This is a genomic window from Streptomyces sp. NRRL S-337 (genome assembly GCF_000720175.1).
Lineage (GTDB): Bacteria > Actinomycetota > Actinomycetes > Streptomycetales > Streptomycetaceae > Streptomyces > Streptomyces siderophoricus.
In genome coordinates this window covers 157,901-183,089 of the sequence record NZ_JOIX01000001.1, presented here as the reverse complement: position 1 = coordinate 183,089, position 25,189 = coordinate 157,901, and the positions used below count along the sequence as shown (strand labels likewise).

General features: G+C 72.5%; 10 protein-coding genes. 4 read left to right on the top strand and 6 right to left on the bottom strand.

Features of this window, described 5'->3' with window-relative positions; genetic code table 11:
• The first annotated feature begins 189 nt into the window (after positions 1–189).
• Positions 190–1,923, top strand: a complete 1,734-nt coding sequence (polX, locus tag IG62_RS0100755; protein ID WP_030796214.1) for a DNA polymerase/3'-5' exonuclease PolX — start codon at positions 190–192, stop codon at positions 1,921–1,923.
• Here polX and leuA read toward each other — a convergent pair.
• From leuA to IG62_RS0100740, 3 genes are all read right to left on the bottom strand, one after another.
• Positions 1,862–3,721, bottom strand: coding sequence for a 2-isopropylmalate synthase (leuA, locus tag IG62_RS0100750; protein ID WP_199812382.1), 1,860 nt, complete (start codon positions 3,719–3,721; stop codon positions 1,862–1,864). The genes polX and leuA overlap by 62 nt on opposite strands.
• The gene (locus IG62_RS0100745; protein ID WP_199812381.1) at positions 3,681–5,618 is read right to left on the bottom strand and encodes a B12-binding domain-containing radical SAM protein; all 1,938 of its coding nucleotides are present in this window, start codon (positions 5,616–5,618) and stop codon (positions 3,681–3,683) included. Before IG62_RS0100745 ends, leuA begins: the two co-directional genes overlap by 41 nt.
• 276 nt (positions 5,619–5,894) lie before the next feature.
• The gene (locus tag IG62_RS0100740) at positions 5,895–7,091 is read right to left on the bottom strand and encodes a MalY/PatB family protein (protein WP_030796207.1); all 1,197 of its coding nucleotides are present in this window, start codon (positions 7,089–7,091) and stop codon (positions 5,895–5,897) included.
• 356 nt (positions 7,092–7,447) lie between these two features.
• On the opposite strand from IG62_RS0100740, the gene IG62_RS0100735 reads away from it, so the two are divergent.
• The gene (locus IG62_RS0100735) at positions 7,448–9,919 is read left to right on the top strand and encodes a non-ribosomal peptide synthetase (protein ID WP_158794935.1); all 2,472 of its coding nucleotides are present in this window, start codon (positions 7,448–7,450) and stop codon (positions 9,917–9,919) included.
• A 20-nt stretch (positions 9,920–9,939) separates the two neighbouring features.
• Here IG62_RS0100735 and IG62_RS0100730 read toward each other — a convergent pair whose 3' ends face one another.
• The 3 genes from IG62_RS0100730 to IG62_RS0100720 form a co-directional block, all read right to left on the bottom strand.
• Positions 9,940–11,154, bottom strand: coding sequence for a cytochrome P450 (locus tag IG62_RS0100730; RefSeq protein WP_030796203.1), 1,215 nt, complete (start codon positions 11,152–11,154; stop codon positions 9,940–9,942).
• Positions 11,155–11,218: 64 nt separating this feature from the next.
• Positions 11,219–18,304 (bottom strand): amino acid adenylation domain-containing protein, encoded by a 7,086-nt coding sequence (locus IG62_RS0100725; RefSeq protein ID WP_051797360.1) that lies wholly within the window; start codon positions 18,302–18,304, stop codon positions 11,219–11,221.
• Between the two features lie 30 nt (positions 18,305–18,334).
• Complete coding sequence (locus IG62_RS0100720) at positions 18,335–21,490, bottom strand: non-ribosomal peptide synthetase (protein WP_030796199.1); 3,156 nt, start codon at positions 21,488–21,490, stop codon at positions 18,335–18,337.
• Between the two features lie 323 nt (positions 21,491–21,813).
• On the opposite strand from IG62_RS0100720, the gene IG62_RS0100715 reads away from it, so the two are divergent.
• Together IG62_RS0100715 and IG62_RS42950 are read left to right on the top strand one after the other, a co-directional pair.
• A complete protein-coding gene (locus tag IG62_RS0100715) occupies positions 21,814–22,077 on the top strand; it encodes a phosphopantetheine-binding protein (protein ID WP_030796197.1) in 264 nt (87 codons plus the stop codon).
• Between the two features lies 1 nt (position 22,078).
• On the top strand, positions 22,079–25,174 hold the full coding sequence (locus tag IG62_RS42950; protein WP_051797358.1) for a non-ribosomal peptide synthetase: 3,096 nt from the start codon (positions 22,079–22,081) through the stop codon (positions 25,172–25,174).
• Positions 25,175–25,189 lie beyond the last annotated feature (15 nt).

Genomic DNA, 25,189 nt, shown 5'->3' with positions numbered 1-25,189 from the left:
GGCAGCGCGGAGGGCGCGCCGCGTCGTCGGGCCCCCTCTACGCGGCACGGCTCGGGCGGGGAAGGGGCGTCCGGCCGGCTCAGGGGCGTGCGGGCGCGTCCCGCTCGGAGCGGGCCCGTCGGTGACGGTCGTGCGCGGACGGTGACGGCCGGCCGTGCTGCGGGGCGGATACGGGCGCACCCTGGAGGTATGGTCCGCGCCAACGAGGAGGTCGAGGCGCTGCTGCAGGAGTACGCCGACCTCATCGCGATCAGTGGTGGCGACGCCTTCAAGGCCCGTGCCTACGAGAAGGCCGCCCGCGCCGTCGGCGGCTACCCCGTCGACGTCACCCAGCTCGATGTGCCGGGGCTGCGGGAGATTCCGCACGTCGGCGCCTCGATCGCGGAGAAGATCGTCGAATATCTGCGGTCCGGGCGGGTCGCCACCATCGAGGAGACTCGGGCATCGGTCCCCGCCGGGGTCCGGGAATTGATCAGCATCCCCACCCTGGGGCCGCGGAAGGCGATGGTCCTCTATGAGGTGCTGGGCATCACCTCTGTGGACCAACTGCTCGACGCCGTCCATGAGGAGCGGCTGCGGGAGCTCAAGGGGTTCGGTGAGAAGACCGAGGAGAACATCCTGCACGGCATCTCTCTGATGCAGAAGGCCGGGGAAGGCCGGATCCTGCTGGGTGCCGCCATGGAGCTGGCGGAACAGATCGTCGCCGAACTGTCGGGGATCCGTGGGTGCAGGCGGTGCACGTACGCGGGGTCGCTGCGCCGGATGAGGGAGACGATCGGGGACATCGACATCCTGGTCGCGGCGGAGCGGTCCGCGCCGTTCATGGCGGCGCTCGCCGAGCTTCCGTACACCGCCGAGGTCATCGCGCACGGGGAGAAGAAGACGTCGATCCGCACCACCAAGGGGCTGCAGGTGGACCTGCGGGTGCTGCCGCCGGTGTCCTGGGGTGCGGGACTGCAGTACTTCACCGGGTCGAAGGCGCACAACATCCGCACCCGGGCGATCGCGGTGCGCCACAAGCTCAAGCTGTCCGAGTACGGGCTGTTCCACGCCAAGAGCGGCGAGATGATCACCTCGGAGACGGAGGAGGGGATCTACGACCGGCTCGGGCTGCCGTGGATCCCGCCGACCCTGCGGGAGGACCGCGGTGAGGTCGCGGCCGGGCTCCGGGGCGAACTGCCCGACCTCGTCACCGAGCGCGACATCCGGGGCGATCTGCACACCCATACCGACCTCACCGACGGTCTCTCGTCCCTGGACGACATGGTCGCCGCGGCCGCCGAACGCGGTTATGCCTATTACGCCGTCACCGACCACGCTCCGAACCTCTATATGCAGCGCATGACGGACGAGAAGATGCTCGCGCAGCGGGAGGAGGTACGTGCGCTGGACCGCCGGTACCACGGGATGCGACTGCTGCACGGCACCGAACTCAACATCGGCCCGGACGGTGAGGTCGACTGGCCGGACGCATTCCTGGCGGGCTTCGACCTCTGTGTCGCCTCCGTCCACTCGCACTTCAACCAGAGCCGGCAGGCCCTCACCCGGCGCCTGATCCGCGCCTGTGAGAATCCGTACGTGGCCGTGATCGGTCACCCCACGACGCGCCGGATCGGTAAACGCCCCGGAATCGACGCCGATTTCGACGCGGTCTTCGCGGCCTGCGCCAGGACGGGCACCGCGCTGGAGATCAATGCCCATCCCGAACGGCTCGACCTGTGCGACGAGGACATCCTGCGCGCCAAGCGCCACGGCGTGAAGTTCGCGGTGAATTCGGATGCGCACTCCACCACGCATCTGCCCTATCTGCGGTACGGCGTGGGCACGGCGCAGCGCGGTTGGCTCACGAAGGACGACGTCATCAACACCTGGCCGCTGACGAGACTCCGGCGCTTTCTGCGGAAAGGCGGTTCACCGCGCTGAGGACGGCCTGCAGGGTGGCGGTGGCGGAATCGGGGGCGATCCCGGCGCCCCAGGCGGCGCGCTGGTGGTGGTCGATGCGGGCGTAGGCGGCGAACCGCGGGGCCCGGTCGTCGTCCGGGGGGAGGGGGTGCTGGGTGAGGTCCCCGAGTGCGAGGGCGGTGGGGTCGAGGGGCTCGGGGTGGGCCGTCGTGGCGAGGCCGTTGAGGAGTGCGTCGGCGAGCGCGGGGCCGGAGCCGGAGCCGGAGCCGGAGCCGTGCAGTGTCAGGGTGTCGCCGGTGCCGGTCAGCAGGGTGCAGGTGAGGAACCGGGTGGCGCCGTCGTCGGAGCTCCGCGCGGTGTGGTCGAGGAGGGCGAGCGGCCCGGTGGCTTCCAGGTAGGTGCGGCGGAATGCCGACCAGACTTCGTCGGCGGACAGCTCTCCCTCGGTGCCGTCGGTGTGCTCCTGGATGATCCGGGCGAATTCCGCCTGCAGCGGGCGCGGCAGGTCCAGGTGGCATGCGGTTTTCAGCAGGTACGCCGAACCGGCCTTTCCGGACTGGGAGTTGACCCGGATCACCGCTTCGTAGTCGCGGCCGATGTCCTTGGGGTCGATCGGGAGGTACGGCACGGCCCAGGGCAGCCGGGCGAGGGGTGTGCCGGTGGTGGCGGCCCGGTGTTCCAGGGCCTCGAAACCCTTTTTGATGGCGTCCTGGTGGGAGCCGGAGAAGGCGCTGTGGACGAGTTCTCCGCCGTACGGGTGGCGGGGGTGCACCGGCAGCCGGTTGCAGTATTCGACCGTGGCGGCGACCTCCGCGAGATCCGAGTAGTCGATCATCGGGTCGACGCCTTGGGTGAAGAGGTTGAGTCCGAGGGTGACGAGATCGACGTTGCCGGTGCGTTCGCCGTTGCCGAAGAGACAGCCCTCGATGCGTTCCGCGCCGGCCATGCAGGCGAGTTCGGCGGCGGCGACGGCGGTGCCGCGGTCGTTGTGGGGGTGGATGGAGAGGATGAGGGAGTCCCGCCGGTCGAGGTGGCGGTGCATCCATTCGATCTGGTCGGCGTAGATGTTCGGGGTCGACATCTCCACGGTGGCGGGGAGGTTGAGGATCATTTTGTGATCCGGGCCGGGGTCCCATACGTCGGCGACCGCGTTGCTGATCTCCAGTGCGAAGTCCAGCTCGGTGCCGGTGAAGGACTCCGGGGTGTATTCGTAGCGGATGCCGGGGCTGCCCAGGTCCTCGGTGAGCTTTTTGCACAGCCGGGTGCTGCGCACCGCCAGGTCCTTGATCTGTGCGCGGTCCATCCCGAACACCACCTCCCGCTGCAGACAGGACGTGGAGTTGTACAGGTGGGCTATCGCGCGGCGGGCGCCGGCCAGGGACTCGAAGGTGCGGTGGATGAGTTCCTCGCGGGCCGGCATGATCACCTGGATCGCGACGTCGTCCGGTATCAGGTCCTCTTCGATGAGCAGCCGGATGAAATCGAAGTCGGTCTTGCTGGCCGCCGGGAAGCCGACCTCGATCTCCTTGAATCCCATCCGGACCTGGAGTTCGAAGAGTTTCCGCTTGCGGGCGAGGTCCATGGGGACGGCGAGCGCCTGGTTCCCGTCCCGCAGGTCCACCGCGCACCATTGCGGGGCTCGGGTGAGGGAGGCGGCCGGCCAGGAACGGTCCGGCAGGTCGACCCGGGGATAAGCGGTGTATCTCTGGGTGGGCATGCCCGAGGGCTGTTGCAGAGGCTGACCGGAGACAGGGAGGGAAGCGGGCATCAGGTTCTCCTCATTCCGCGCCGGCCTCGACGGGGACCGGGGCCGCGTCATTGCGGGCACCGCCCCAGCGGTGCCGGGTCTCGTGGTGGATGTGCCAGATGTCGTCCTCGGTCAGCAGGACGGAGACGACGTCGGGAAAGGCTTCCTCGAAATAGATGTAGGGCTTTCGGTTGTCGATGCGCGGGGAGTGGTAGTCGAGCCGGTCCTGCATGCCGTGGGCCCGGGTGACGGGTGTCGCGGGGTGGTAGGTGAGGATGTTCGGGCTGGCCAGATCGATGAGCTTGTCATCGATGAGCCGGCCGACCTCGTGGATGGTCTCGTCGATGCTCGACCGGGTTTCCCCGTCCAGGCCGAAGAGGACGGAGGTGCCCAATTGCAGGCCGTGCGCCTTGACCAGCGCGGCGGCTTCCCGGACCTTTTCCCGCCAGGGTTTGCGCTCGTCCCGGCGGAGGTTCTTGTGGATATGGGTCATGACCTGCGTCGACATGCTTTCGATGCCGATGTAGACATAGGTGCAGCCGGCTTCCTTCATCTGCCGCAGGATGCTGTGGGATTCCTCCGCGGAATGGAGTGCGACGAGGGTGTCGACGGTCAGCTGTGCGCCCCATTGGAGGCCGTGCAGCCGCTCGATGTCGTCGTCGTGAGGGAGGAAGTGCCGGTAACGGGCGTCGATTTCGGTGGGCGTGGTACGGCGTATACGGCTGAGTTCTTCGCAGAAATTTTCGATGTCGCGGTAGCGGCCGCTCCAGAAGACCGAATCGTCGAAGAAGAGCGATGCGGCGCCGTAGCCGACGTATTCGCAGACCCGCTGGACCGCCGTGCCGATCGCATCGTCCTTGAACCGCTTGAGGCCGTTGCTCAACTGCGCGGACTCGGAGCAGAAATTGCAGCGGTAAGGGCAGGCGTTGGACACCATGAAATGGGCGGTGCGCAGTACCTCCCCGGATTCCGGGTCGGTGAAGATCGGGAAACGCGAGCGGATGGCGAAGGCCTCGTAGGGCGAGGGCAGAGTGGCGAGGTCGAGTGCGCCGCCGCGCAGGGGTACCGCGTCGAGGGTGTCCCCCTCGGCCAGGACGACGAGGGAGTTGCCGGCGCCGGGCCCCTCCTCGGCGAGCAGCCCTTGCAGACACGGCAGCACCTGGTCCCGGTCGACCCGGCGCCGGTCGAGGTCGGTGGCCAGCGCGAGGGCCCGCATCAGCAGGTCCACGGCGTGATAGGCCTCGCCGCTGATCACCGCGTCCACCACCCGGGGCACCTTGCCCTGCTGCATGACGGCCAGCGGGCTGCTGGGCTTGAGCAGCAGCCCCTGGCCGTCGGGGGTGGCCGTGGTGGTCTCGTCGACGTGCCGGCCGCCGAGGATGACGAAGGTGTCCGGGACCTCACGCTTGGCCAGTTCCGCGATCTGCAGCGCATAGCGGTGGGCGGGCGATACGGCACTGATGAGGACGACCCGGGGCCGGACCTCGCGCAGCATCCGTACCCACAGGGCGCGGGCCGTGTCGTCCCACACCCTGGGGTCGAAGACGGTGCGGTCGGTGTTCGGGGCCGTCCCGTAGGCCCGGTATCCGTCGTCGCCGGCGGAGAGCCGGTACTTCTTGGACGGGAAGCGGGTCCACTCGGGTGCGAGATCGGTGTAGTGCGCGGCGTCCGCCAGGGGGCCGGCGTCGGCCACCGCCCGGTGCACGGCGAGGCTCAGCGCCGTGTAGAGGCACATCGGGTCGCCCGGGTAGGTGATTTCCCCTTCGGACTGGGTCATGACGGGTGCCAGTACGGACAGCACCGGGAAATAGCGGGTTTTCGCCCGGCCGTCGGCCAGATACTCGGCCAGGCGTCGTCTGCGGGTGCGCCGTCGTTCCCGGAAGGTGTCGGGGTCGGTCACGTCCCCGGCCCGGTGCAGCCGTACGGTGCCGTTCCCCGAATACACCTTTTCCATGGCGTGCGTGGCCATCAGACCTCCGGATTTCCGATTTCTTCCGGGGCCTCGGCCCGGAACGCGGACATCGGTGACGCAAGGGATCCGGTGGGACGCCACAAAAAGAGCGGGTGGCATTCTTGTGATGGTGGCCGGGGCGTTCCGCGCAGAGCGCCTGAACTCCCGGGAAAGTCCCCCGACTTTGTCCCCCGTGATCTTTCCGAACTTTACTAGCCCCGGCCCGGCGCGCGTCAACGACAAAAGGAAACTGTCCACATTGTCGTTTTCGGCCCGGGCGCCCGGGCCCGGGTTTCATTCCCCGCGATGCCGGCGCAGCGCGGTGTCCATGCGCTCCAGGGTCTCTTCGAGCATCTGCGGTGACGTACCGAAATTGAGCCGGACGAATCCCTCGCCGTCGGCGCCGAAGGCCGGGCCGGAGAAGAGCAGCACCTTGGCCCGGTCGCGGAAGAACGGCATCGGGTCGGCGCCGAGCCCGAGGCTCCGGCAGTCGAGCCAGGCCAGGAAGGTGGCCTCCGGGGTACGGCAGCGGATCCCGCGGGGCACCCGCTCGGCCAGCCGCCGACGATTGCGGTCCAGGACCGCCATGACGTCGTCCAGCCAGTCGTCGCCCGCCGTCCAGGCGGCCTTCAGCGCCTCGACGGCGAGCACCCCCACCTGGCCGAAGAGCAGCCCGCGCCGGGCGTCGACGGCCTCGCGCACGGCCCGCGGACCGATGTGGGCCAGCGCGCAGCGGATCCCGGCGAGGTTGAACGCCTTGCTGCCCGAGGTCAGGGTGACGGTACGGGCGGCGATCTCCGGGCCGAGCGAGGCGAAGGGGAGGTGCCGGTGCGGGGCGTGGGTCAGGTCCGCGTGCACCTCGTCGGAGATCACCAGCAGATCGCGCCGGAGGACGAGCTCGGCCAGCGCCTCCAGTTCGTCCCGGCGGAAGACCCGGCCGGTGGGGTTGTGCGGGTTCACCAGGAAGAGCACCCGGCAGCGCCCCAGGTCGCCGTCCGCGGCGGCGTGTTCCATGCGGGCCTGGTCGAACCCCCAGCCGTCCGGGCCCTCTTCGACGGGCACGGTCAGCGGTCTGCGGCCGATCTTCTCGATGACGTCGACGAACGGCGGACAGGCCGGGGTGTGCAGCAGGACGGCGTCGCCCGGGTCGGTGGCGACCTGGAGCGTCGCCAGCATCGCCTGGTTGATGTCGGTGAACAGCCGGGCGTGGGTGGGTTCGGGCCGGTGGCCGTACTTGCGGTGCGTCCGGGCGGCGAACACCTCCCCGAGCGGGCCGCCCTGGCTCTCGTCGAACCACGTGGGGTAGCCGAGATCGCCGTCCGCGCGGCGTATGAGCGCCTCACGGATGGCGGGTGCGGTCGGGAAGTCCATGTCGGCGACCCAGGAGGACAGCATGCCCTCGCCGGCGGTCGCCCATTTCTCGCCGTCCCGTTGTGCGAGGTGGCGCAGATCGACGGCGTCGAGCGCGGCCGGCGAAAGGTCGGTGCTCATACGGCTTTTCCCCCTGCGGTCGGATGACACGGCGCCGTGCGGCCGGTGCGTTGCCGCGCGACAGGGAGACGGCGACGGATTTCCCCGAGTACGTCATCGTCGAGGCCCCCTTGGGGAGTACATGATTATGCAGCAGGCACGGGCCGGGGAATGTGACGCCCGCCACATTGTGGCGGTCAGCGTGGCCGGTTAATGTCGCCAACAGCCGGGCACGCAGCCCGGATTGGCCACCGAGCGGGACAGTTCCCGGGCTCGGAGGTTCCCGACCCGGCATCGGTGCGCAGCTGCGCCCCACCGATTGCCCGCCGCCGAAATTCACCTGCGAAGTCGAGAAACTCCGAGACAGGAGACGGTAATTGTCTTCCCATGCCGCCCAACTCCCCGCGGACCGGCCGCGAGGCGTCGATGCACCGGCGTGTACGGCAGTGGTGCGCCAGGAGATTTTGGGGCTGTACGACGACGCGGTCCGCGCACTGGCCGCCTCCTGTGCGACCACCCCGGAGAACGTGCTCCTCGCCGGATTCGCCGCGCTGGTGTACCGCTGTTCCGGGCAGAACCAGGTCGAGTTCCGGCTCGTCCGGGAAGGCGGCAAGGAGGCGTTGCTCCGCTTCTCCGTCACCGGCGGGAGCACCCTGCGCGGACTGGCGGGTGAGGCCGGCGCGGTGGCGCGTCCCGGGGCGGAGCCGGCCCGGATCGGCGTACGCATCGGCGCGGCCCCGGCGGACGGCGACCCCCGGCCGTACGAGGCCGAACTCGCCCTGCCCGCACCGGATTCAGGCTCCCGGTGGGCCGCCCTCCACTTCGACGACCGGCTCTTCACCCCGGCGACGGCGCAGCGGATGCTCGGCCACTACGGGCATCTGCTCCACGACGGCGTGCACCACCCGGACCGGCCGCTGGAGCGGCTCACCCTGCTCACCGAGGCCGAGCAGCGCCGCGTCCTGCTGGAGTGGAACGACACCGCCGTGTCACTGCCCCATGAAGGCGCCTGTCTGCACGAGGTGTTCGAGGAGCGGGCCCGGCAGGCGCCCGAGGCCGTCGCCGTGGCCCAGGGGGCGGCCCGGCGGACGTTCCGGGAGATCAATGCCGCGGCCAACCGGCTGGCCCGCCATCTGCGGGACCTGGGCGTCGGACCGGACGACCGCGTCGGCCTCTTCCTCGACCACTCCCCCGAGCTGCTCGTCGCCATGCTCGGGGTGCTCAAGGCCGGCGGCGCCTACGTGCCGCTGGATCCCGCGTATCCCCGGGCCCGGCTGACCACGATGATCTCCGGTGCGTCGTGCGTGGCCCTGATCAGCCGGACCGGGCTCGCCGACGCTCTGGGCAGCGGTGCGGACGCCGTGGTGCGGGGGCAGCTGATCCTGCTGGACCGGGACGAGGCGACCCTGGCCGAGCGGCCGGCGGACGACCTCGAGCCCGTGGCCGGCCCGGACAACCTCTGCTATGTGATCCACACTTCGGGGTCCACGGGACGGCCCAAGCCGATCGCGCTGCGCCACCGGGGCGTGCTCAACAACATCGCGGACCTCAACACCCGCTTCGCCGTGGGCCCCGGCGACAGTGTGCTGGGGCTGTCCTCGCCGAGCTTCGACATGTCGGTCTACGAGTTCCTCGGCATGACCGTGGCCGGCGGCACCCTCGTGCTCCCGGCGCCGGGCCGCGGCAAGGAACCCGCGCACTGGGCCGAACTGGCCGCGGAGCACGGCGTGACCGTCTGGAACACCGCCCCGGCCCTGCTGGAGCTGGTGCTGGACCACCTCGACGCGACCGCCGCGGACGGCCCCTCGGCGCTGGGCTCGCTTCGGCTGATCATGCTCGCCGGGGACTGGATCCCGGTGAAGATGCCCGACCGGGCACGGGAGTTCGCGCCGGACGCGCGGTTCATCTCGCTCGGCGGCGCCACCGAGGCCTCGATCTATTCCACGCTCTACGAGGTCGAGGCGACCGACCCCGACTGGACCAGCATTCCGTACGGGCGGCCGATGGCCAATCAGCGGACCTACGTCCTGGACGAGGCGCTGCAGCCCGTTCCGCCGGGGGTGACCGGCGAGTTGTACCTCGCGGGCGACGGCCTGGCCGTGGGCTATCTGGACCTGCCCGACCTCACCGCCGAACGGTTCCTTCACTGGTCGTACGGTCCGGTGTCCGGCGAGCGGCTGTACCGCACCGGCGACCTGGCACGGTGCGACGCCGACGGGCTGATCGAGCTGCTCGGCCGGACCGACCTCCAGGTCAAGATCCACGGGCTGCGGGTGGAGCTGACCGAGATCGAGTCCGTGCTGCGGGACCACCCCCGGGTCAAGGAGGCGGCGGTGGCGGCGCAGCCCGATGCCACCGGCGCACCCGTCCTGGTCGGCTACGTCGTCCCGCGCGAGGGCGAGGCCCTCGACCCGGGCGAGGTCCGCGACCGGCTGGCCGCCCGGCTGCCGGCCCATATGGTCCCCGGCACGGTGCTGGTGCTGTCCGCCATGCCGCTGAGCCCGAACGGCAAGCTGGACCGCAAGGCGCTGCCTGCCGCCCCGTCACCGCACGACGGGGGCCGGGGCGGCACCGTACCCGCGGACGCCGCCCCGAGCGGCCCGTGGGAGGAGCGGATCGCCGCGGCCTGGCGCGAGGTGCTGGGAGTCGAGGTGATCGGGCGGGACGACGACTTCTTCCGGCTGGGCGGCGACTCGATGAAGGCCCTGCGCAGCATGACGCAGGTCCCCGAGATCACCTTGGTGGACCTCTACCGGCATTCGACGCTGCGGCTGCTGGCGGCGCACCTTGAGGCCACCGCCGGTGCGCCCGGGGCCGCGGAGCGGTCACCCGGGCCGGACGCGGGGTAGCGGAAGGATTCTCTTGCAGGTCAGCCGGCGGCCGTGCAGCGCACCGGCAGCCGGCTGACCCCGGTCAGGAAGCTGGACCGGACCCGTTCGACCGGTCCGGACAGCTCCAGTTCGCCCACCTGGTGGCGCAACTCCTCCAGCATGACCCGGAGTTCGACCCTGGCCAGCGGGCCGCCGAGGCAGAAGTGCGGGCCGTGGCCGAGGGCGAGGTGCCGGTTCGGGGTGCGGGCGAGGTCGAAGCGGTAGGGGTCGGGGAAGACGTCCTCGTCGCGGTTGGCGGAGGTGTTCCAGAGGGTGACGATGTCGCCCGCCTTGATGTCGCAGCCGCGCAGCGTGATATCCGTCGTGGCGGTCCGTCCGAGGTGGGTGACCGGTGTGGTCCAGCGCAGTACCTCTTCGACGGCGGAGTCGAGCAGGCCCTCGTCCCGGCGCAGGCGCCGCCACTCCTCGGGGTGTTCGATCAGGGCCAGTACGGCGCCGGCGGAGGACAGCCGGGTGGTCTCGTCGCCGCCGATGATGATGTTGTAGCAGTTCAGCAGCACTTCGGCGTCGCTCAGCGGGGTGCCGCCGGCCTCGCCGTTCGCCAGCAGGCTGACCACGTCCTCGCCCGGGAACTCCCGCCGGCCGGGCAGCAGTCCGGCGTAGTACAGCAGGATGTCCTCCTGGGCGTCGGCCGCGGCCTCGGCGGCCTCGGGGGTGCCGTCCTCGCCCATCGCCGCCATCGTCAGATCGAGCATCAGGGTCCGGTCGGCGGGCGGTACGTCGAGCAGTTCGCAGATGGCCATCAGCGGGATCTGGGCCGCGACATCGGCGACGAAGTCACCGCCGCCCGCGTCCACGACGGCCGCCACCAGGCCCTTCGTGGCCGCCCGGACGCCGTCGGCGATCTGTGCCATGGCCCGGGCGGAGAAGGCTCCCTGCAGCACCTTGCGCACCGCGGCGTGCCGGGGCGGGTCGGTGACCACCAGCATCCGGCCGCCGGCCGGGTCGCCCCCGGTGAGCAGGGTGCCGAGCATGTTGCCCTGTTCGGAGCTGAGCCGCGCGGTGTCGCGGTAGACGGCGGCGATGTCCTGGTAGCGGGTGATCACCCAGAAGCCGGGGCGGTCGCCGTCGGCCTCGCACCAGGCGACCGGGTGGGCGGCCCGCAGGTCGCGCCAGGCGTCGCAGGCGTCGGGGTCCGGGTGGACCGCGGGGTCGATGAGGGCGAACGGGATGGTGTGGCGCGGTGCGGTCATGCGGGTTCCCCGTCCGGGTTGCTGGTCACATGGGCTCCTGTGGGGTGGTCGGCGGCACGGCCCGTCACTCGGGGCGGGGCAGCGTCCGGAGGCGTGCGGCGAGGACGGTGCCGATCTCGGCCAGCGGCTCGGGGGCGAGCATGTCGCCGTGCCGGCAGGCGACCTGGTGGTTCTCGATCCGGCCGCTGACGTACGGCGCCCAGTTGGCCGGCCGTTCGGGGTCCGGGCCCTTGTCCTCGGTCGCCTCGAAGAACAGCAGGTCCGCGTCGAGCGGCCGGGAGCGGTGCCGGCGCTGGGCGTTGACGTTGTGGGTGAAGACGGTGGCGATCGCGGAGAGTTGGCGGGGGGCGAGGGTGGCCAGTGGGCTGCCGTGTTCCTTCAGGAGACGCAGCGCCGACTCGGGGCCGAGGGTCACCCCGTCGGGCTGCGGGAGGCCGAGCGAGTGCAGGACCTCGGCCAGCGCCTGCGGTTCGCCGTAGTCCACCGGCCGGGCGTCGGGGAGCCTGGGGTACGCGTCGAGCAGGGCCAGCAGCGCGACCCGTTCGCCGTCCGCCCGCAGCAGCCGGGCCATCTCGTGGGCGACGATCCCGCCCATGGACCAGCCGAGGAGGTGGTAGGGGCCGTGCGGCTGGACGGTGCGCAGCCGGGCCACGTAGTCGCGGGCCATCTCGGACAGGTCTTCGGCGGGTGGCCGGGTGCCGTCGATCCCGCGGGACTGCAGGGCGTACACCGGGCGGTCGGCGTCCAGGTGCCGCAGCAGCCCGGAGTAGACCCAGCCGATGCCGACGCCGGGGTGAACGCAGAACAGCGGCTCGCGGGTGCCCTGCGGGCGCAGCGGTACGAGCACGTCCAGCGCGTCGTTCGGGTCGCCGGGCCGCTCCGGGTCGGCGAGCAGTGCGGCGATGCCGGCGACGGTGGGCGTGCGGAAGAGCGTGGCGATGTCGAGGTCGGCGCCGAGGGTGGCGCGCACCCGGCCGGCCAGGCGGAAGGCGAGCAGGGAGTGCCCGCCGCGTTCGAAGAAGCTGTCGTCGATGCCCAGGCCGCCGGTGTCGGGGCCGCGCTGGTCGAGGCCGAGGACCTCGGCGAACAGGGCGAGCAGCTGGGCTTCCAGGGGCGTGCGCGGGGCGCGGCCGGTGCGGTCGGGGGTGGTGGTTTCGGGTTCCGGTGCGGGCAGGGCCCGCCGGTCGAGTTTGCCGTTGGGGGTGAGCGGGAGGGCGTCCAGTACGACCACGACCGGCACCATGTGGCGGGGCAGCCGGCGCTCGACGTGGCGGCGCAGGGCGAGGGCGTCGGCGGTGGCGCCGGGGGTGCGGACGGCGTAGGCGACCAGCCGCTGGTCGCCGGGGCGGTCCTCCCGTACGACGACGGCGGCCCGGTGGACCTGGGGGTGGTCGCGGAGCGCGGCCTCCACCTCTCCCAGCTCGATCCGGAAGCCGCGGAGTTTGACCTGGTCGTCGAGGCGGCCGAGGAACTCCAGGTTGCCGTCGGGGCGTCGGCGCACCAGGTCTCCGGTGCGGTACATCCGCGCGCCGGGTGTGCCGTAGGGGTCGGCGACGAAGCGTTCGGCGGTGAGTGCCGGGCGGCCGAGATAGCCGGTGGCCAGGCCGGGGCCGCCGAGGTAGAGCTCGCCGGGGACGCCGGGCGGCACGGGGCGCAGGGCGTGGTCGAGGACGTAGGCGCGGGTGTTCCAGGAGGGCCGGCCGATCGGCGGGGCGGTGTCGAAGGGGCCGGTGCCGAGCCAGGCGGTGGCGTACACCGGTGCCTCACTGGGTCCGTAGATGTTGGCGATCCGGGCGCCGGGGAAGGCGGCCGCGATCTCGTTGGCCACCGGGGCGCTGAGCGCTTCGCCCGCGAGGACGACGGTGCCGGCGGTCAGCTGCGGGTCGAGCCGCGGCAGGAGGCCGGCGAAGACCGACGGGACGCCGCTGATGAGGGCGGGTGCGGTGATCGGGCCGGCCTCCAGGGCTGCCGGTTCGCCCAGTGCCAGCAGATCGCGGTGGAGGCGTACGGTGCCGCCGGCGGCGAGCGGTCCGAAGAGTTCAAAGACCGAGACGTCGAAGCTGATCGAGGTGGTGGCCTGCACCTGGGCCAGTCCGTCCGGGCCGAGGAAGCCGGCGATCCAGGCCATCAGGTCGGCCATGTTGGCGTGCGAGACGATCACGCCCTTGGGGCGGCCGGTGGAGCCGGAGGTGTAGATGAGGTAGGCCGGGTCGGCGGGGTCCAGCGGCCGGGTGCGTTCGTCGTCGGTGAGGTCGGCGCCGGACCGGTCGGCGAGCCGTCGCAGCGTGGCCGGGTCGTCGAGGACCAGCCGCGGGGTGTCGTCGGCGGGCAGGGCGCCGGCCGTGTCGCGGGTGGTCACCAGCAGGGCGGGCGCGGCGTCGCCGAGCAGCAGCGCGATCCGCTCCTCGGGGTAGTTCGGGTCGATGGGAAGGTAGGCGGCACCGGCCTTGAGGACGGCGACCATGGCCACCAGCAGTTCGGCGGAGCGGGGCGCGGAGAGGGCCACGATCCGGCCGGTTTCCACGCCGTGTGCGAGGAGTTCGCGGGCCAGGCGGTTGGCCCGGGCGTTGAGCTCGGCGTAGTCGAGGACGGTGCGGCCGCTGATGACGGCGGGGGCGTGCGGCTGTGCCGCGGCGCGTTCCTCCAGCTGGAGCGGGAAGGGGCGGTCGGCGCTGCGGGGCCGGGGCTCGCCGTGCCAGCGGTCGAGCTGGCGCAGTTCCTCGGCGGAGAGCAGGACGGTCCGGTCGTGGCGCTGGTGCGGTGCGATGGCCAGGGCGGTCAGTGCCCGGCGGTAGTAGCCGCCGATCAGCCGCACCTGCTCCTCGGTGAACTGCGCGGCGTCGTAACGGAGATGGAGGTTGATCTCGGAGGAGGTGAGGTCCTGGGCGAACTCGGCGCCGAACGGGATGCTGGTGTTGGTGATGCGCCGCTCGTCGAGCACTTCCAGCTCGTCGGAGCGTTCCAGTACGGACCGGTAGACGCGGAAGCGGGTGAAGTTGAAGAAGGTCTCGAACAGCTCCCGCCCGCCGAGGATGCGGCGGATCTCGGGCATCGGGTAGCGGCGGTGGCGCTGGAGGGCGATGTCGGTGCGGCCCACCGCGGCGACCAGGTCGTCCCAGCTCCCGCCGGTCAGCCGGGCGCGGAACGGCAGGGTGTTGAGGAACATACCGAGGACCCGGTCGCCGTCCCGGTCCTCGGTACGGCCGTTGTACACGGCGCCGGTGACGACGTCGGCGGTGCCGGTCAGCATGCCGACGACGTGCGCATGAGCGGCGAGCAGCACGGTGCGTACGGGGACGCCGACCCGGCGGGCGCAGCGGTCCACGCCTTCGGAGACCTCGGCCGGCAGTGACACGGGGGTGAGGCGCATGTCGGGCCGCTCGGCGGGCGTGATCAGGCGGGGCAGGGTGCCGAGATCGCTGCCGGTGAGTTCGCCGGTCCAGAAGTCGCGGTGTTCCTCGGCGGCGATGGCCGCCCGTTCCGCGGCGATGAAGGCGCCGAAGTGGGCGCGGGGCGGTTCCCGGAAGGGGGTGGCGGAGTCGCCGAGCAGGGCGAGGTAGCGCTCGAACAGCTCGGTGATCAGGGAGCGTTCGCTCCAGCCGTCGAGGATCACATGGTGTTCGGTGAGCCACAGCTCGAAGGTGTCGTCGGTGAGCCGCTGGAGGTGGAAGCGGATCAGCGGGGCGCGGTCCCAGGCGAACTCCCGGCGCTTCTCGTCCTCGAACCGCCGGTCCATGGCGGTCTGCCGGTCGGCGGCGGAGAGCTGCCGCAGATCTTCGAAGGTGATCGGGGCGTCGACCCGGCGGTGCACCAGCTGGAGCGGTTCGGCGTAGGTTTCGAGGTCGAAGGAGGTGCGCAGGACCGGGTGGTCGGCGATCAGCGACGTGAGGGCCGACCGCCAGGCGGCCTCGGACCAGCCGGCCCTGAGGTGGTAGCCGGCCACGTTGTGGTAGATCCGTTCGGCCGCGTTGAGGCCGCTGTGGTACAGCATGCCGGCCTGGAGCCGGGAGAGCGGATAGGCGTCCTCGACGTCGGCCGGCAGCAGGGCCCGGTCCGCGTCGCCGAGCAGGGACAGCGGCCGGTAGTGCGGTCGGGCGGCGCCCGGGGTGACGGCCTTGGTGTGCGGGGCCAGTTCCTGGATGGTCTGGTGGCGCAGCAGGTCCTGGAGCTCGAATTCCAGGCCGAGTTCGCGGGCGCGGCCGAGGATGGCGATGGTACGGATCGAATCGCCGCCGAGCAGGAAGTAGTTCTCGTCGGTGCCCACCCGGTCCTGGCCGAGCACCTCGCTCCAGACCTGGACGAGGATCTCCTCGGCGTGGTTGGCGGAGGCGGTGGCCGGACCGTCGGCGGGGCGTTCGGGGGCGGGCAGCCGCCGCCGGTCGACCTTGCCGTTGACGGTCAGGGGGAAGCGGTCCAGCACGACGAAGGCGGCGGGGATCATGTGGGCGGGCAGCAGGCCGACCAGGTGGGCGCGGAGTTCGGCGGCGGCCAGATCGATGCGGCCGGAGACCGCGTAGCCCACGAGGCGCCGCTCGCCCGTCCGGTCGGGTTCGGCGGTCACCAGGGCCTCGGTGACGTCCGGGTGGCCGGCCAGGGCGGCCTCGATCTCGCCGGGCTCGATCCGGAAGCCGCGGATCTTGACCTGGTCGTCGATCCGGCCGCGGTACTCCAACTCGCCGCCGGGCAGCCGTCGGGCCAGGTCGCCGGTGCGGTAGGCGCGTCCGCCGGGGAGGGTGACGAAGCGGGCCGCGTCGAGTTCGGGCCGTCCCAGGTAGCCGCGGGCGAGTCCGGCGCCGCGTACGTACAGTTCGCCGGTGACGCCCTGCGGGACCGGCCGGCCCCGGCGGTCGAGCAGGTCCAGGCTCAGGTCCGGGATCGGCGCGCCGATCACGCTGCCGTCGCCGTCGGTGTCCTCCTTGCGGATCGGCCGGTAGGTGACGTGCACGGTGGTTTCGGTGATGCCGTACATGTTCACCAGCTGCGGCCCGTCGGGGTGCCGCTCGAACCAGGGGCGGAGCGCGCGCGGGTCCAGCGCCTCGCCGCCGAAGATCACATAGCGCAGCGCGAGCCGCGCACCGGCGCCGGGCGGCGCGTCCGCGGTCCGCGCGTCCTCGCGCTGGAGCAGCGCGAAGGCCGAGGGGGTCTGATTGAGGACGGTGACGCCCTCGCTGCGCAGCAGCGCCAGGAAGTCCTCGGGGGCCCGGCTGACCTCGTGCGGCACGATGACGAGGCGGCCGCCGTGGGCCAGTGCGCCCCACAGCTCCCAGACGGAGAAGTCGAAGGCGTACGAGTGGAACAGCGTCCACACGTCGTCCGCGCCGAAGCCGAACCAGGGCTCGGTGGCGGTGAAGAGCCGGGCGACGTTGCGGTGCGGGACGAGCGTGCCCTTGGGTTCTCCGGTGGAGCCCGAGGTGTGGATGACGTAGGCGAGGTCGTCGGGGGCGACGCGGGAGGCGAGCGGGCCGTCCGGGTGGGCGGCGATCGTCTCGGCGTCGTCGTCGAGGGAGACCAGGGCGCCGGTGAAGCCGTCCAGCCAGCCGCCGGGCCGGCCCTGGACGACGACGTGGGCCAGCGCGGTGTCCCGCAGGATGTAGGCGAGCCGGGCGTCGGGGTACGCCGGGTCCAGCGGTACGTACGCGCCGCCGGCCTTCTGGATGCCGAGGAGGGCGACGACGAGGTCCGGCGAGCGTTCGGCGGCGAGACCGACCAGGGTTTCCGGGCCGACGCCGTGGGCCTGGAGGTGCCGGGCGAGCTGGTTGGCGCGGCGGTCGAGTTCGCCGTAGGTGAGGTGCTCGCTGCCGTGGCTGACGGCGACGGCGTCGGGGCGCTGCGCGGCGTGGCGGGCGAAGCGCTCCAGGACGGTGGTGGCCTCGGGCGGGGCGGCGGCGTCGAGGGGCGGGGTGCGGCCGGCCGGGTCCTCGGCGAGGGCCGGCGCCAGCTCGTGCACCGGGCGGTCCGGGTGGTGGACGATCTCGGTCAGCAACTGGCCGAAGTGGGCGGCGAATTGCTCGGTCAGCCAGTCCGGCCAGGCGCCCTCGAAGCGGGCGGTGCCGTCGGTGGTCACCACCAGGCGCAGGGCGTGGCCGTGCGCCTCGGGGGCCGGGTGGCGGGTGACGGTGATGCCGCCGGGGAGGTCCCAGTGGGTGGGGTGCGGGGCGCGCAGGGTGAAGCCGACGGGGAGCGGGGGCTGCTCCTGTGCGGTCCAGTCGGTCAGCGGGTCCGGCTCGGCCGGCCGCCGCAACTGCGCGGCCAGTGTGCGGAATCCGGGGTTCGTGGACAGGTCGGCGTGCACGGTCGCCCGGGCGGTGAACGGGCCGATGGTGCGGGTGAGGTCGGCGCCGCGCGGGTCGGGGCCGTCGGCGGCGATCAGGACGTCGTCGGCGTCGGTGTAGCGGTTCACCAGCACGGCGAGCGCCGCCAGCAGTCCGTCGGCGAGCGGGGCGCCGGCGGCGGTGCAGAGGGACGCCAGTGCGGAGAGGGTGCCGTCGGGCAGTGGGATGAGGTGGGTCCGGCCGGGCGTGCGGCCGGTGGTCAAGGGCAGCTCTCCGGGGGATGGCTCACCGGCCGGTGTGGGCGACGGCTCGGTGGCCGGGTCCGGAAGTACCGGACAGTCGGCGAACTGCCGGACAGGATCGAGGAGTTGAGGGGAATCCGGGGCGAGCCGGGCACGGTAGGCGGTGAGGAGGTCGTCCACAAGGAGGGTGGCGGACCTGTCGTCGGCGATGATGCGGTGGAGGGTGAGGCGCAGCCGGAGTCCGGTGTCGCCGGTGCGCTGGGCCCGGGCCCGCAGCAGCGGTCCCGCTTCCAGGTCGAACGGGCGCTCCGGCGCGGGGGCTTCGGCATCGTCGCCCACGGTCTCCCACAGCGGCGGCAGGTGGTCGGCGACCGACTGCACCAGGGCCGTGCCCTCGAAGACGAAGCGGGTGCGCAGCGCTTCGTGGTGGCGGACCACGTCCTCCAGTGCGGAGCGCAGTGCCGCGGTGTCGGGTACGCCGTCGAAGCCGAGGTCGATCACCAGGTGGTGGCGGGCGTGGTCCTCGGTCAGGGCGTGGGCGAGGTAGAGCCGTTGCTGCTGGGGCGTCGCCGCGACCGTGCGGGCCGGACGTGCTTCTTCCGGTGCAGCCGCCCGGTCCGCCTGATGAGTGCTCACTGAATCATCGGTCCTTCTGTCACCGGTGTGCTATCGGGATCGTTCGGTGCGCCGGCGCCAGCCGTTCAGGGCCTGCGTCCGGGCGGCGGCGCGCACCGCGGGCCGGGACCGTTCCGGTGCTCCCCCGTCGTCGCCGGCCGCGTCGACATGTCGGGCGATGGCCCGGACGGTGGTGTAGCGGAAGAGGTCGGCCGTGGTCAGCTTCGGGTACGGGCGCTGGAGGAGGGCGAGCACGCGCACGATCTGTCCGGAGGTGCCCCCGAGGTCGAAGAAGTGGGTGTCCAGGCCGCGGACGGGGGCGCCGAGTACGTGCTCCCACGCGCGCCGCACCACCTCGGTGGTCTGCCCGGAGAGGGCGCCCGCCGACGGCTCGGCCTCGTCCGGTGCGGGGGCCGTCGTGGGCGCCGCGGCCGCCAGATCGGCCACCGCGGCGCGGTCCAGTTTGCCGTTGGGCAGCTGGGGCAGCGCCTCGACGAGCAGCCAGGCGGCCGGGACCATCGCGGGCACGAGCGAGACGGCCGCGTGCCGGCGGAGCTCATCGGCGAGTTCGGCGGGCGCCGGACGCGGGTGCCCGTCGCCGGACGGGCCCGCCGGGCCGGTGGGGATCAGGCAGGCGGTGACCGCGGTGCCGTCGCCGCTGACGGTGGCCACGGCCTCCTGGACGGCGGGGTGGGCGCGTAACACGGCCTCGATCTCGGCGAGTTCGATCCGCTGTCCGAGGACCTTGACCTGGGTGTCGGCCCGGCCGAGGAAGCGCAGTCCGTGCTCGGGGTCGAGGACGGCCAGGTCCCCGGTGTCGTAGCCGCTGCGCCCGTCGTACGTGGCGAAGCGCTCGGCGGTCAGGTCCGGCCGCTGCCAGTAGCCCGCTCCCACGCCGGCTCCGAGGATCAGCAGGCGGCCCGGGACTCCGGGTGGCAGCGGACGACCGTGGGCGTCGACCACCCGGCACTCTTCCCCCGCGAGCGGACGGCCGATGTGCACGGGTACCTGTGGCTCGACCCGCCACACGGTCGACCAGACGGTGGTCTCGGTCGGGCCGTAGCAGTTGAACACCGGGCCCGGCACGAGGTCGGTCAGCCGTTCGGCGAGGTCGCGGGCCAGCGGTTCGCCGCCGACGAGGAGGACCGCGAGGCTGCCGAGCAGCCGCCGGCCGGCCGGGTCGTCGGCGAGGATCCGGGCCATGGTGGGGGTGCACTGGTAGAGCGCGCCGCGCGGCACGTCGGCGTCGGCCACCTGCTGGTGACTGGTCAGCAGCACCGTGCGGCCGGTGGCGAGCGGCCAGAACAGCTCCAGCACGCTGATGTCGAAGGAGACGCTCGCGCCGGCGACCGACACCTGGGGCGGCGCGGGAAGGATCTGCGCGAAGGCCGCGAACAGCGCGGCCAGGTTGTCGTGGCGGACGACCACGCCCTTGGGCCGGCCGGTCGAGCCGGAGGTGTGGATGACGTAGGCGGGGTCCTGCGGCGCGGGGACCGGCCACTGCTCGGGCGCGCGGTCGGCCACCGCGTCGGGGCCGATCAGTACGGCACCGGTCGAGGCCAGGGCCTCTGCGGCCGCGGCGTCGCCGACGATCACGGCCGGCCGGGCGTCCTCGACCACCATCCGGAGGCGGCCCGCCGGGTACCCGGGGTCGAGCGGCAGATAGGCGGCCCCCGCCCGCCAGGCGGCGACCAGGGCGACGAGCAGGTCGGCCGTCCTCGGCAGGCACACGCCGACCCGGTCGCCGGGACGCACGCCGGCGTCGATCAGCGCGGCGGCGAGTTCCCGTACCCGGCGGTCCAGTTCGGCGTAGGTCATGCGCTGTGAGCCCGCGATCAGGGCGATGGCCTCGGGGGTGCGCCGGGCGTGCCCGGCGATCAGCTCGGGCACCGCCGGGCCGGCCGCGGCGGCGGGGGTGGCGGGTGGCGGTGGGTCGGGGGTGAACAGGCGCAGCGCGGTGAGCGGGGCTGCCGGCGCGGTGCCGAACGCGGCGAGCGCGCCGGTCAGGTGCTCGGCGAAAAGGCGCGCCGACGCGGCGGGCAGTGCGGCGCGGTCGTGGTCGACCGTCAGGGAGAGGCCGCCCGCAGGGTCCTGATGGAGCGTGACGGCCAGTTGGTACTCGCTTCGCGCGTCCTCGGCCGGTACGAGCTGCCATCGCAGGTCGCCGATGGTCAGCGGGGCCGCTGCGGTGGCCTGGGTGCAGATGATCTGGGTCAGCGGTGGCCGTCCGGGGCGGCGGGTGGCCCCGGACACGGTGAGGATGTCCTCGATCGGCAGATCGCAGTGGTCGAGGGCGTCGAACAGCGCGTCGGCGGTGCGGTCGAGCACGGAGGCGGTGTCGGCGCCGTGCAGCGGCAGGCGTACCGGCAGGGTGTTCTGCAGACAGCCGATGACCTCGGCGTCCGCCGCGGTGCGGGTGGTGGCGACGGTGGCGAGCACGACGTCCTCGGTGTCGCCGTACCAGCCGACGACCACCGCGACGGCGGCCAGCACCTGCGCGAAGGGCGTGGCCCCGCTCTGCCGGGCCCGCTCGCGCAGTGCGGCGGCGAGTTGGGCGTGCAGCGGCAGGGACACCACGCCGTGCCCGGTCCCGCTCCCTGCGGTGGCCGGGAGGTGCGGCAGGGCGGTGTCCGTGGGCGCGCCGGCGAGGTGGTCGGTCCAGAAGGCGTGGAGGGCCGCGAGGCGTGCGGGCTGCGGCGGGGGCCGGTGGAGGTCGGCGGCGGTGAGCGTCTCGGGGCCCTCGGCGTACGCGCGGGCGAGCTGCCGCAACAGGACGGCCGCGGAGTCCTCGTCGAACACCGCGTGGTGGACGCCGACGAGGCAGTGTGTGTGCCCGGGCGTGCCGACGATCCGGATCCGGCACAACGGTCCGGCGCCGTGCGGGAACAGGGCGCGGGCCTCGGTGATCCATCCGTCGAGGGCGCTCCCGTCGTCCGCCCGTCCGGTCCGGATGTCGACCTCGGAGACGGGGTGGGTGCGCTGGAGGAGCCCCTCCGCCGTCGGGTGCAGGGAGGTCCGCAGCGCCGGCTGCGCCTGGCACACCGCTCGCGCGGCCGCGGTCATCCGCTCCTGGTCGACCGGGCCGTCGACCCGGATGTGCTGGAGGAGAGTGGTGGCTCTGCCGCCCTGCTGGTCGAGCAGGAAGAACCGGGTCTGCGCCGAGTCGGCGGGCCTGACCGCATTCCCGGCATCGTCATCGCTGGTCAACGAACAGCCCCCCGACTGAAATCCGCACCGGAATTAGTCGGGCCAGGTTATGGAGGCGGTTTGGCCGTGTCAAGAAGAATTCTCGGGGCCACCGCACACACCGCGCGGGAATTCAACAAGAATGCCGGAGACGGCATTGTGACCTACCTCACATTGATCAACTTCCCGATGGCGCTGTAGCGTCAACCAAACCGTTGAGGCGGGTAATTGGGCCCTGCGGCCGTGAAAACTGGATGGAGTCGACCACCCCCAGTGACACGCCCCGTGACGCAACGTGGCGCAGATGCGGGGAATTCGGACTCATAGAATTCGGGGGCTGTTCCATGGAATTCAATGCTGACCCCTCCCTGCCCTCCTCCGAGAATTCGGCTGAAGTGGCGGAGAATCTCTGGAGAGAAATCCTCGGAGCTGGCGCTGATCCCGCTAAAGGATTCCTGGAGAACGGCGGGGACTCTTTCCGTGCGGTCCTGCTGAGCAGCCGGCTCTACGAGCTGACCGGCCGCGAGGTCGAGTACCTCGACGTCCTGGAGGCCGACGGCGCCGGTGCCCTCGTCCGCCTGCTCGCGGCCGACGGCGCGGGGAGCTGACATGCGCTGCGAACTGGCCCCGAATCAGGTCGACCTCTACACCGCCGACCAGGCCGCCGACGATCCCTCGACCTATCTGGTCAACTGCGTGTACCGGATCACCGGGCCGGCCGACGGGCCACTGCTCGCCGAGCGCTTCGCGCGCCTGGCCGAGACCTACCCGGTGCTCGCCTCCCGCGTGGTGGAGGACGACGGGACGTGGTTCCTGGAGACCGCGCCCAACCCGCCGCAGCTGCACTGCGTACGCGTCGCGGACGAGCCGGACAGCACCGCGGCCCGCCTGCGGGTGCGCGAGGAGCTGACCCGGCCCCTGGACCTCGCCAAGGGCCCGCTGTGCCGCGCCGTCCTGCTCCAGTACGCGCCGGACACCGCCGACCTCGTCCTCGTCGCCCACCACCTCGTGGTCGACGGCCGGTCCATGGAACTGCTCGCCCGCGGCCTCCTGACGGACCGGGCCACCGAGCCCGCCACCGCCTACGCCGACTGGGCGGCCGCGGCCCACGGCCGGCTGCCCCGGCGGGCCGGCCGCGCGGCCGAGATCCGGGCCGAGCTGGCCGCCGCCGATGTCGTCCCGTCCCTGGAGTGGGCGGGCGCCGCCGGCGACGCGCCCGGCTCCGGCGACGCACACCGCACCGGCGGCGGCGTCGCCGAAGCGCTCCTCCCCGCCGGACTGCACCGAAGCCTCCGCGACCTCGGCACCGAACTGGGGATCACCCCCTACTCGGCCGTCCTCGCCGCGGCCGCCCTCGTCCTCGGCCGCAACTCCGGAGCCGCGCGCCCGGTCATCGGCACCACCGTCTCGCGGCGTTCACCGGCACACGCCGACACCGTCGGGTACTTCAACAACACCGCTCCCGTTCCGGTCCTCCTCGACGGGCAGGCCACCGTGACGGACTTCCTGCGGGAGGTGCACCAGCGCGGCGTGCAGGCCTACCGCGACGCCGACCTGCCGCTGTCCTCCGTACTGCCGGGGACCGGCCTCACGGCGCCCCAGCTGGTGGTGTCGGCCATCGACACACTGCCCGAACTGCGCGAAGGCGACCGGCACGCGGTCCCGCACGAGGACCAGGGCCTGGGCACCGCCCACTTCCCGCTGACCCTCGGCCTGTACCAGGAGCACGGGCGCACGGACGGGATCCGGATGCTGCTGCGCCACCAGCGCGCACTGGTCACCGACGCCGCCGCCGCACTCTTCTTCCGCCAACTGACGCCCGTACTCACCCACTTCACCGCACGGCCCGGTGGACGCCTGGACGAGGTGGACACCCTCCCGGCCGACGAGCTCACGGCGCTGCTCGCCACCGGACGGGGCGCGCGGCTCACCGCACCACCGGTGGCACTGACCGAACTGTTCGCGCGCCAGGCGCGCGAGGCCGCCGGGCGCACCGCCGTGGTCTGCCGGGAACAACAGGTCAGTTACCGCGAACTCGACGACATCTCACGGCGGTTGGCGACCGTGCTGGTGGAGTTTGGGGTCCGCCCCGGTGACCGGGTCGGGGTCTGCCTGGACCGGGGCATCGGGCAGGTCGCCGCCGTGCTCGCGGTGCTCCGGGCGGGCGCTGCCTACGTCCCCCTCGACCCCGACTACCCGCCGCAGCGGCTCGCCTTCGTCATCGAGGACACCGAACTGCGGACCGTCATCACCGAAGGCGAACTGCTCGCGGACGTCCCCGGCCTGCGCCGGGTCGCGCCGGACGCCACTCCCGAGGACCCGGCCCTGGCCCTGCCGACCGTGGACCCGGAAGCCACCGCGTACGTCATCCACACCTCCGGCTCGACCGGCCGCCCCAAGGGGGTCCGGGTCAGCCACCGCAATGTGGCCGCCCTGCTCGCCGCGACCCGCGAGGAGTACGCACCCGGCCCCGACGACGTCTGGTCGTACTTCCACTCGCTCGCCTTCGACTTCTCCGTCTGGGAGATCTGGGGGTGCCTGCTCACCGGCGGCCGGCTGGTCGTCGTCCCCTACGACGTCTCCCGCGACGCGGAGGCGTTCCACGGACTGCTGCTCCGCGAGGGGGTGACGGTCCTGAACCAAACCCCTTCCGCGTTCGCCCAGTTGGTGAACACCGAGGCGTTCCGCGACGGCGGCCTCGCGGTGCGTCTGGTCATCTTCGGCGGCGAGGCGCTCGACCGGGGTGTCCTGGTGCCGTGGTTCGCCCGCTATCCCGAGGACGTCTGCCGGCCCGTCAACATGTACGGGATCACCGAGACCACGGTCTTCTGCACCTGGCACCCCGTCGACCGGTCCGAGGCGCTGCGCGGCAGCCGCTCGATCGGACGGCCGATACCCGGCTGGGACCTGTACGTCCTCGACGACCGGGGGCGCCCGGCAGCTCCCGGTGTGCCCGGTGAGATCTGGGTCGGCGGCGCCGGGGTCACCCAGGGCTACCTCGACCGTCCGGAACTGAACGCCGAACGCTTCACCGACGACCATCTGACGGGCACGCCCGGCGCCCGCCTCTACCGCAGCGGCGACCTCGGCCGGTTCCTGCCCGACGGGCAGATCGAGTACCTCGGCCGGCGCGACGACCAGGTCAAGATCCGCGGGCACCGCATCGAGCTCGGCGAGATCCGGCACGCCCTCCTGGAGGACGACCGGGTCCGGGCGGCCGCCTCCCTGGTCCGGGCCCCCGACGGGCCGGCGTCCGCACGGGTCGACGCCTATGTGGTCACCGTCACCGACACCGACGCGCCCGGGACACTGGCCGACATCCGGCACCGGCTCGCCGAGCGGCTGCCCGGCCACCTGCTGCCCGCCACCGTGACCGCGGTGCCCGAACTGCCCCTGACCGCCAACGGGAAGCTCGACACCGCACGGCTCCCCGACCCGCGGCCCGCGGAACGGGCCACGGCGCCCGAGCCCGACCGGCCCTCGGGTCCCGAGGCCGCCATGGCCGCCCTCTGGCAGCGGGTCCTGGAGGTGCCCGTCGCCCCCGACGACAACTTCTTCGACCTCGGTGGCACGTCCGTGCAAGCGGTGCTGCTGGCCACCGCCCTGCGCGAGGAGAACTACCCCGCGATCCGCCTGCGGGACATCTTCCGCAACTCCACCCCCCGCCGGCTGGCGGCCGCGCTCACCCCGCGCACGGACGCATGAGGCCGCCGCTGCCGG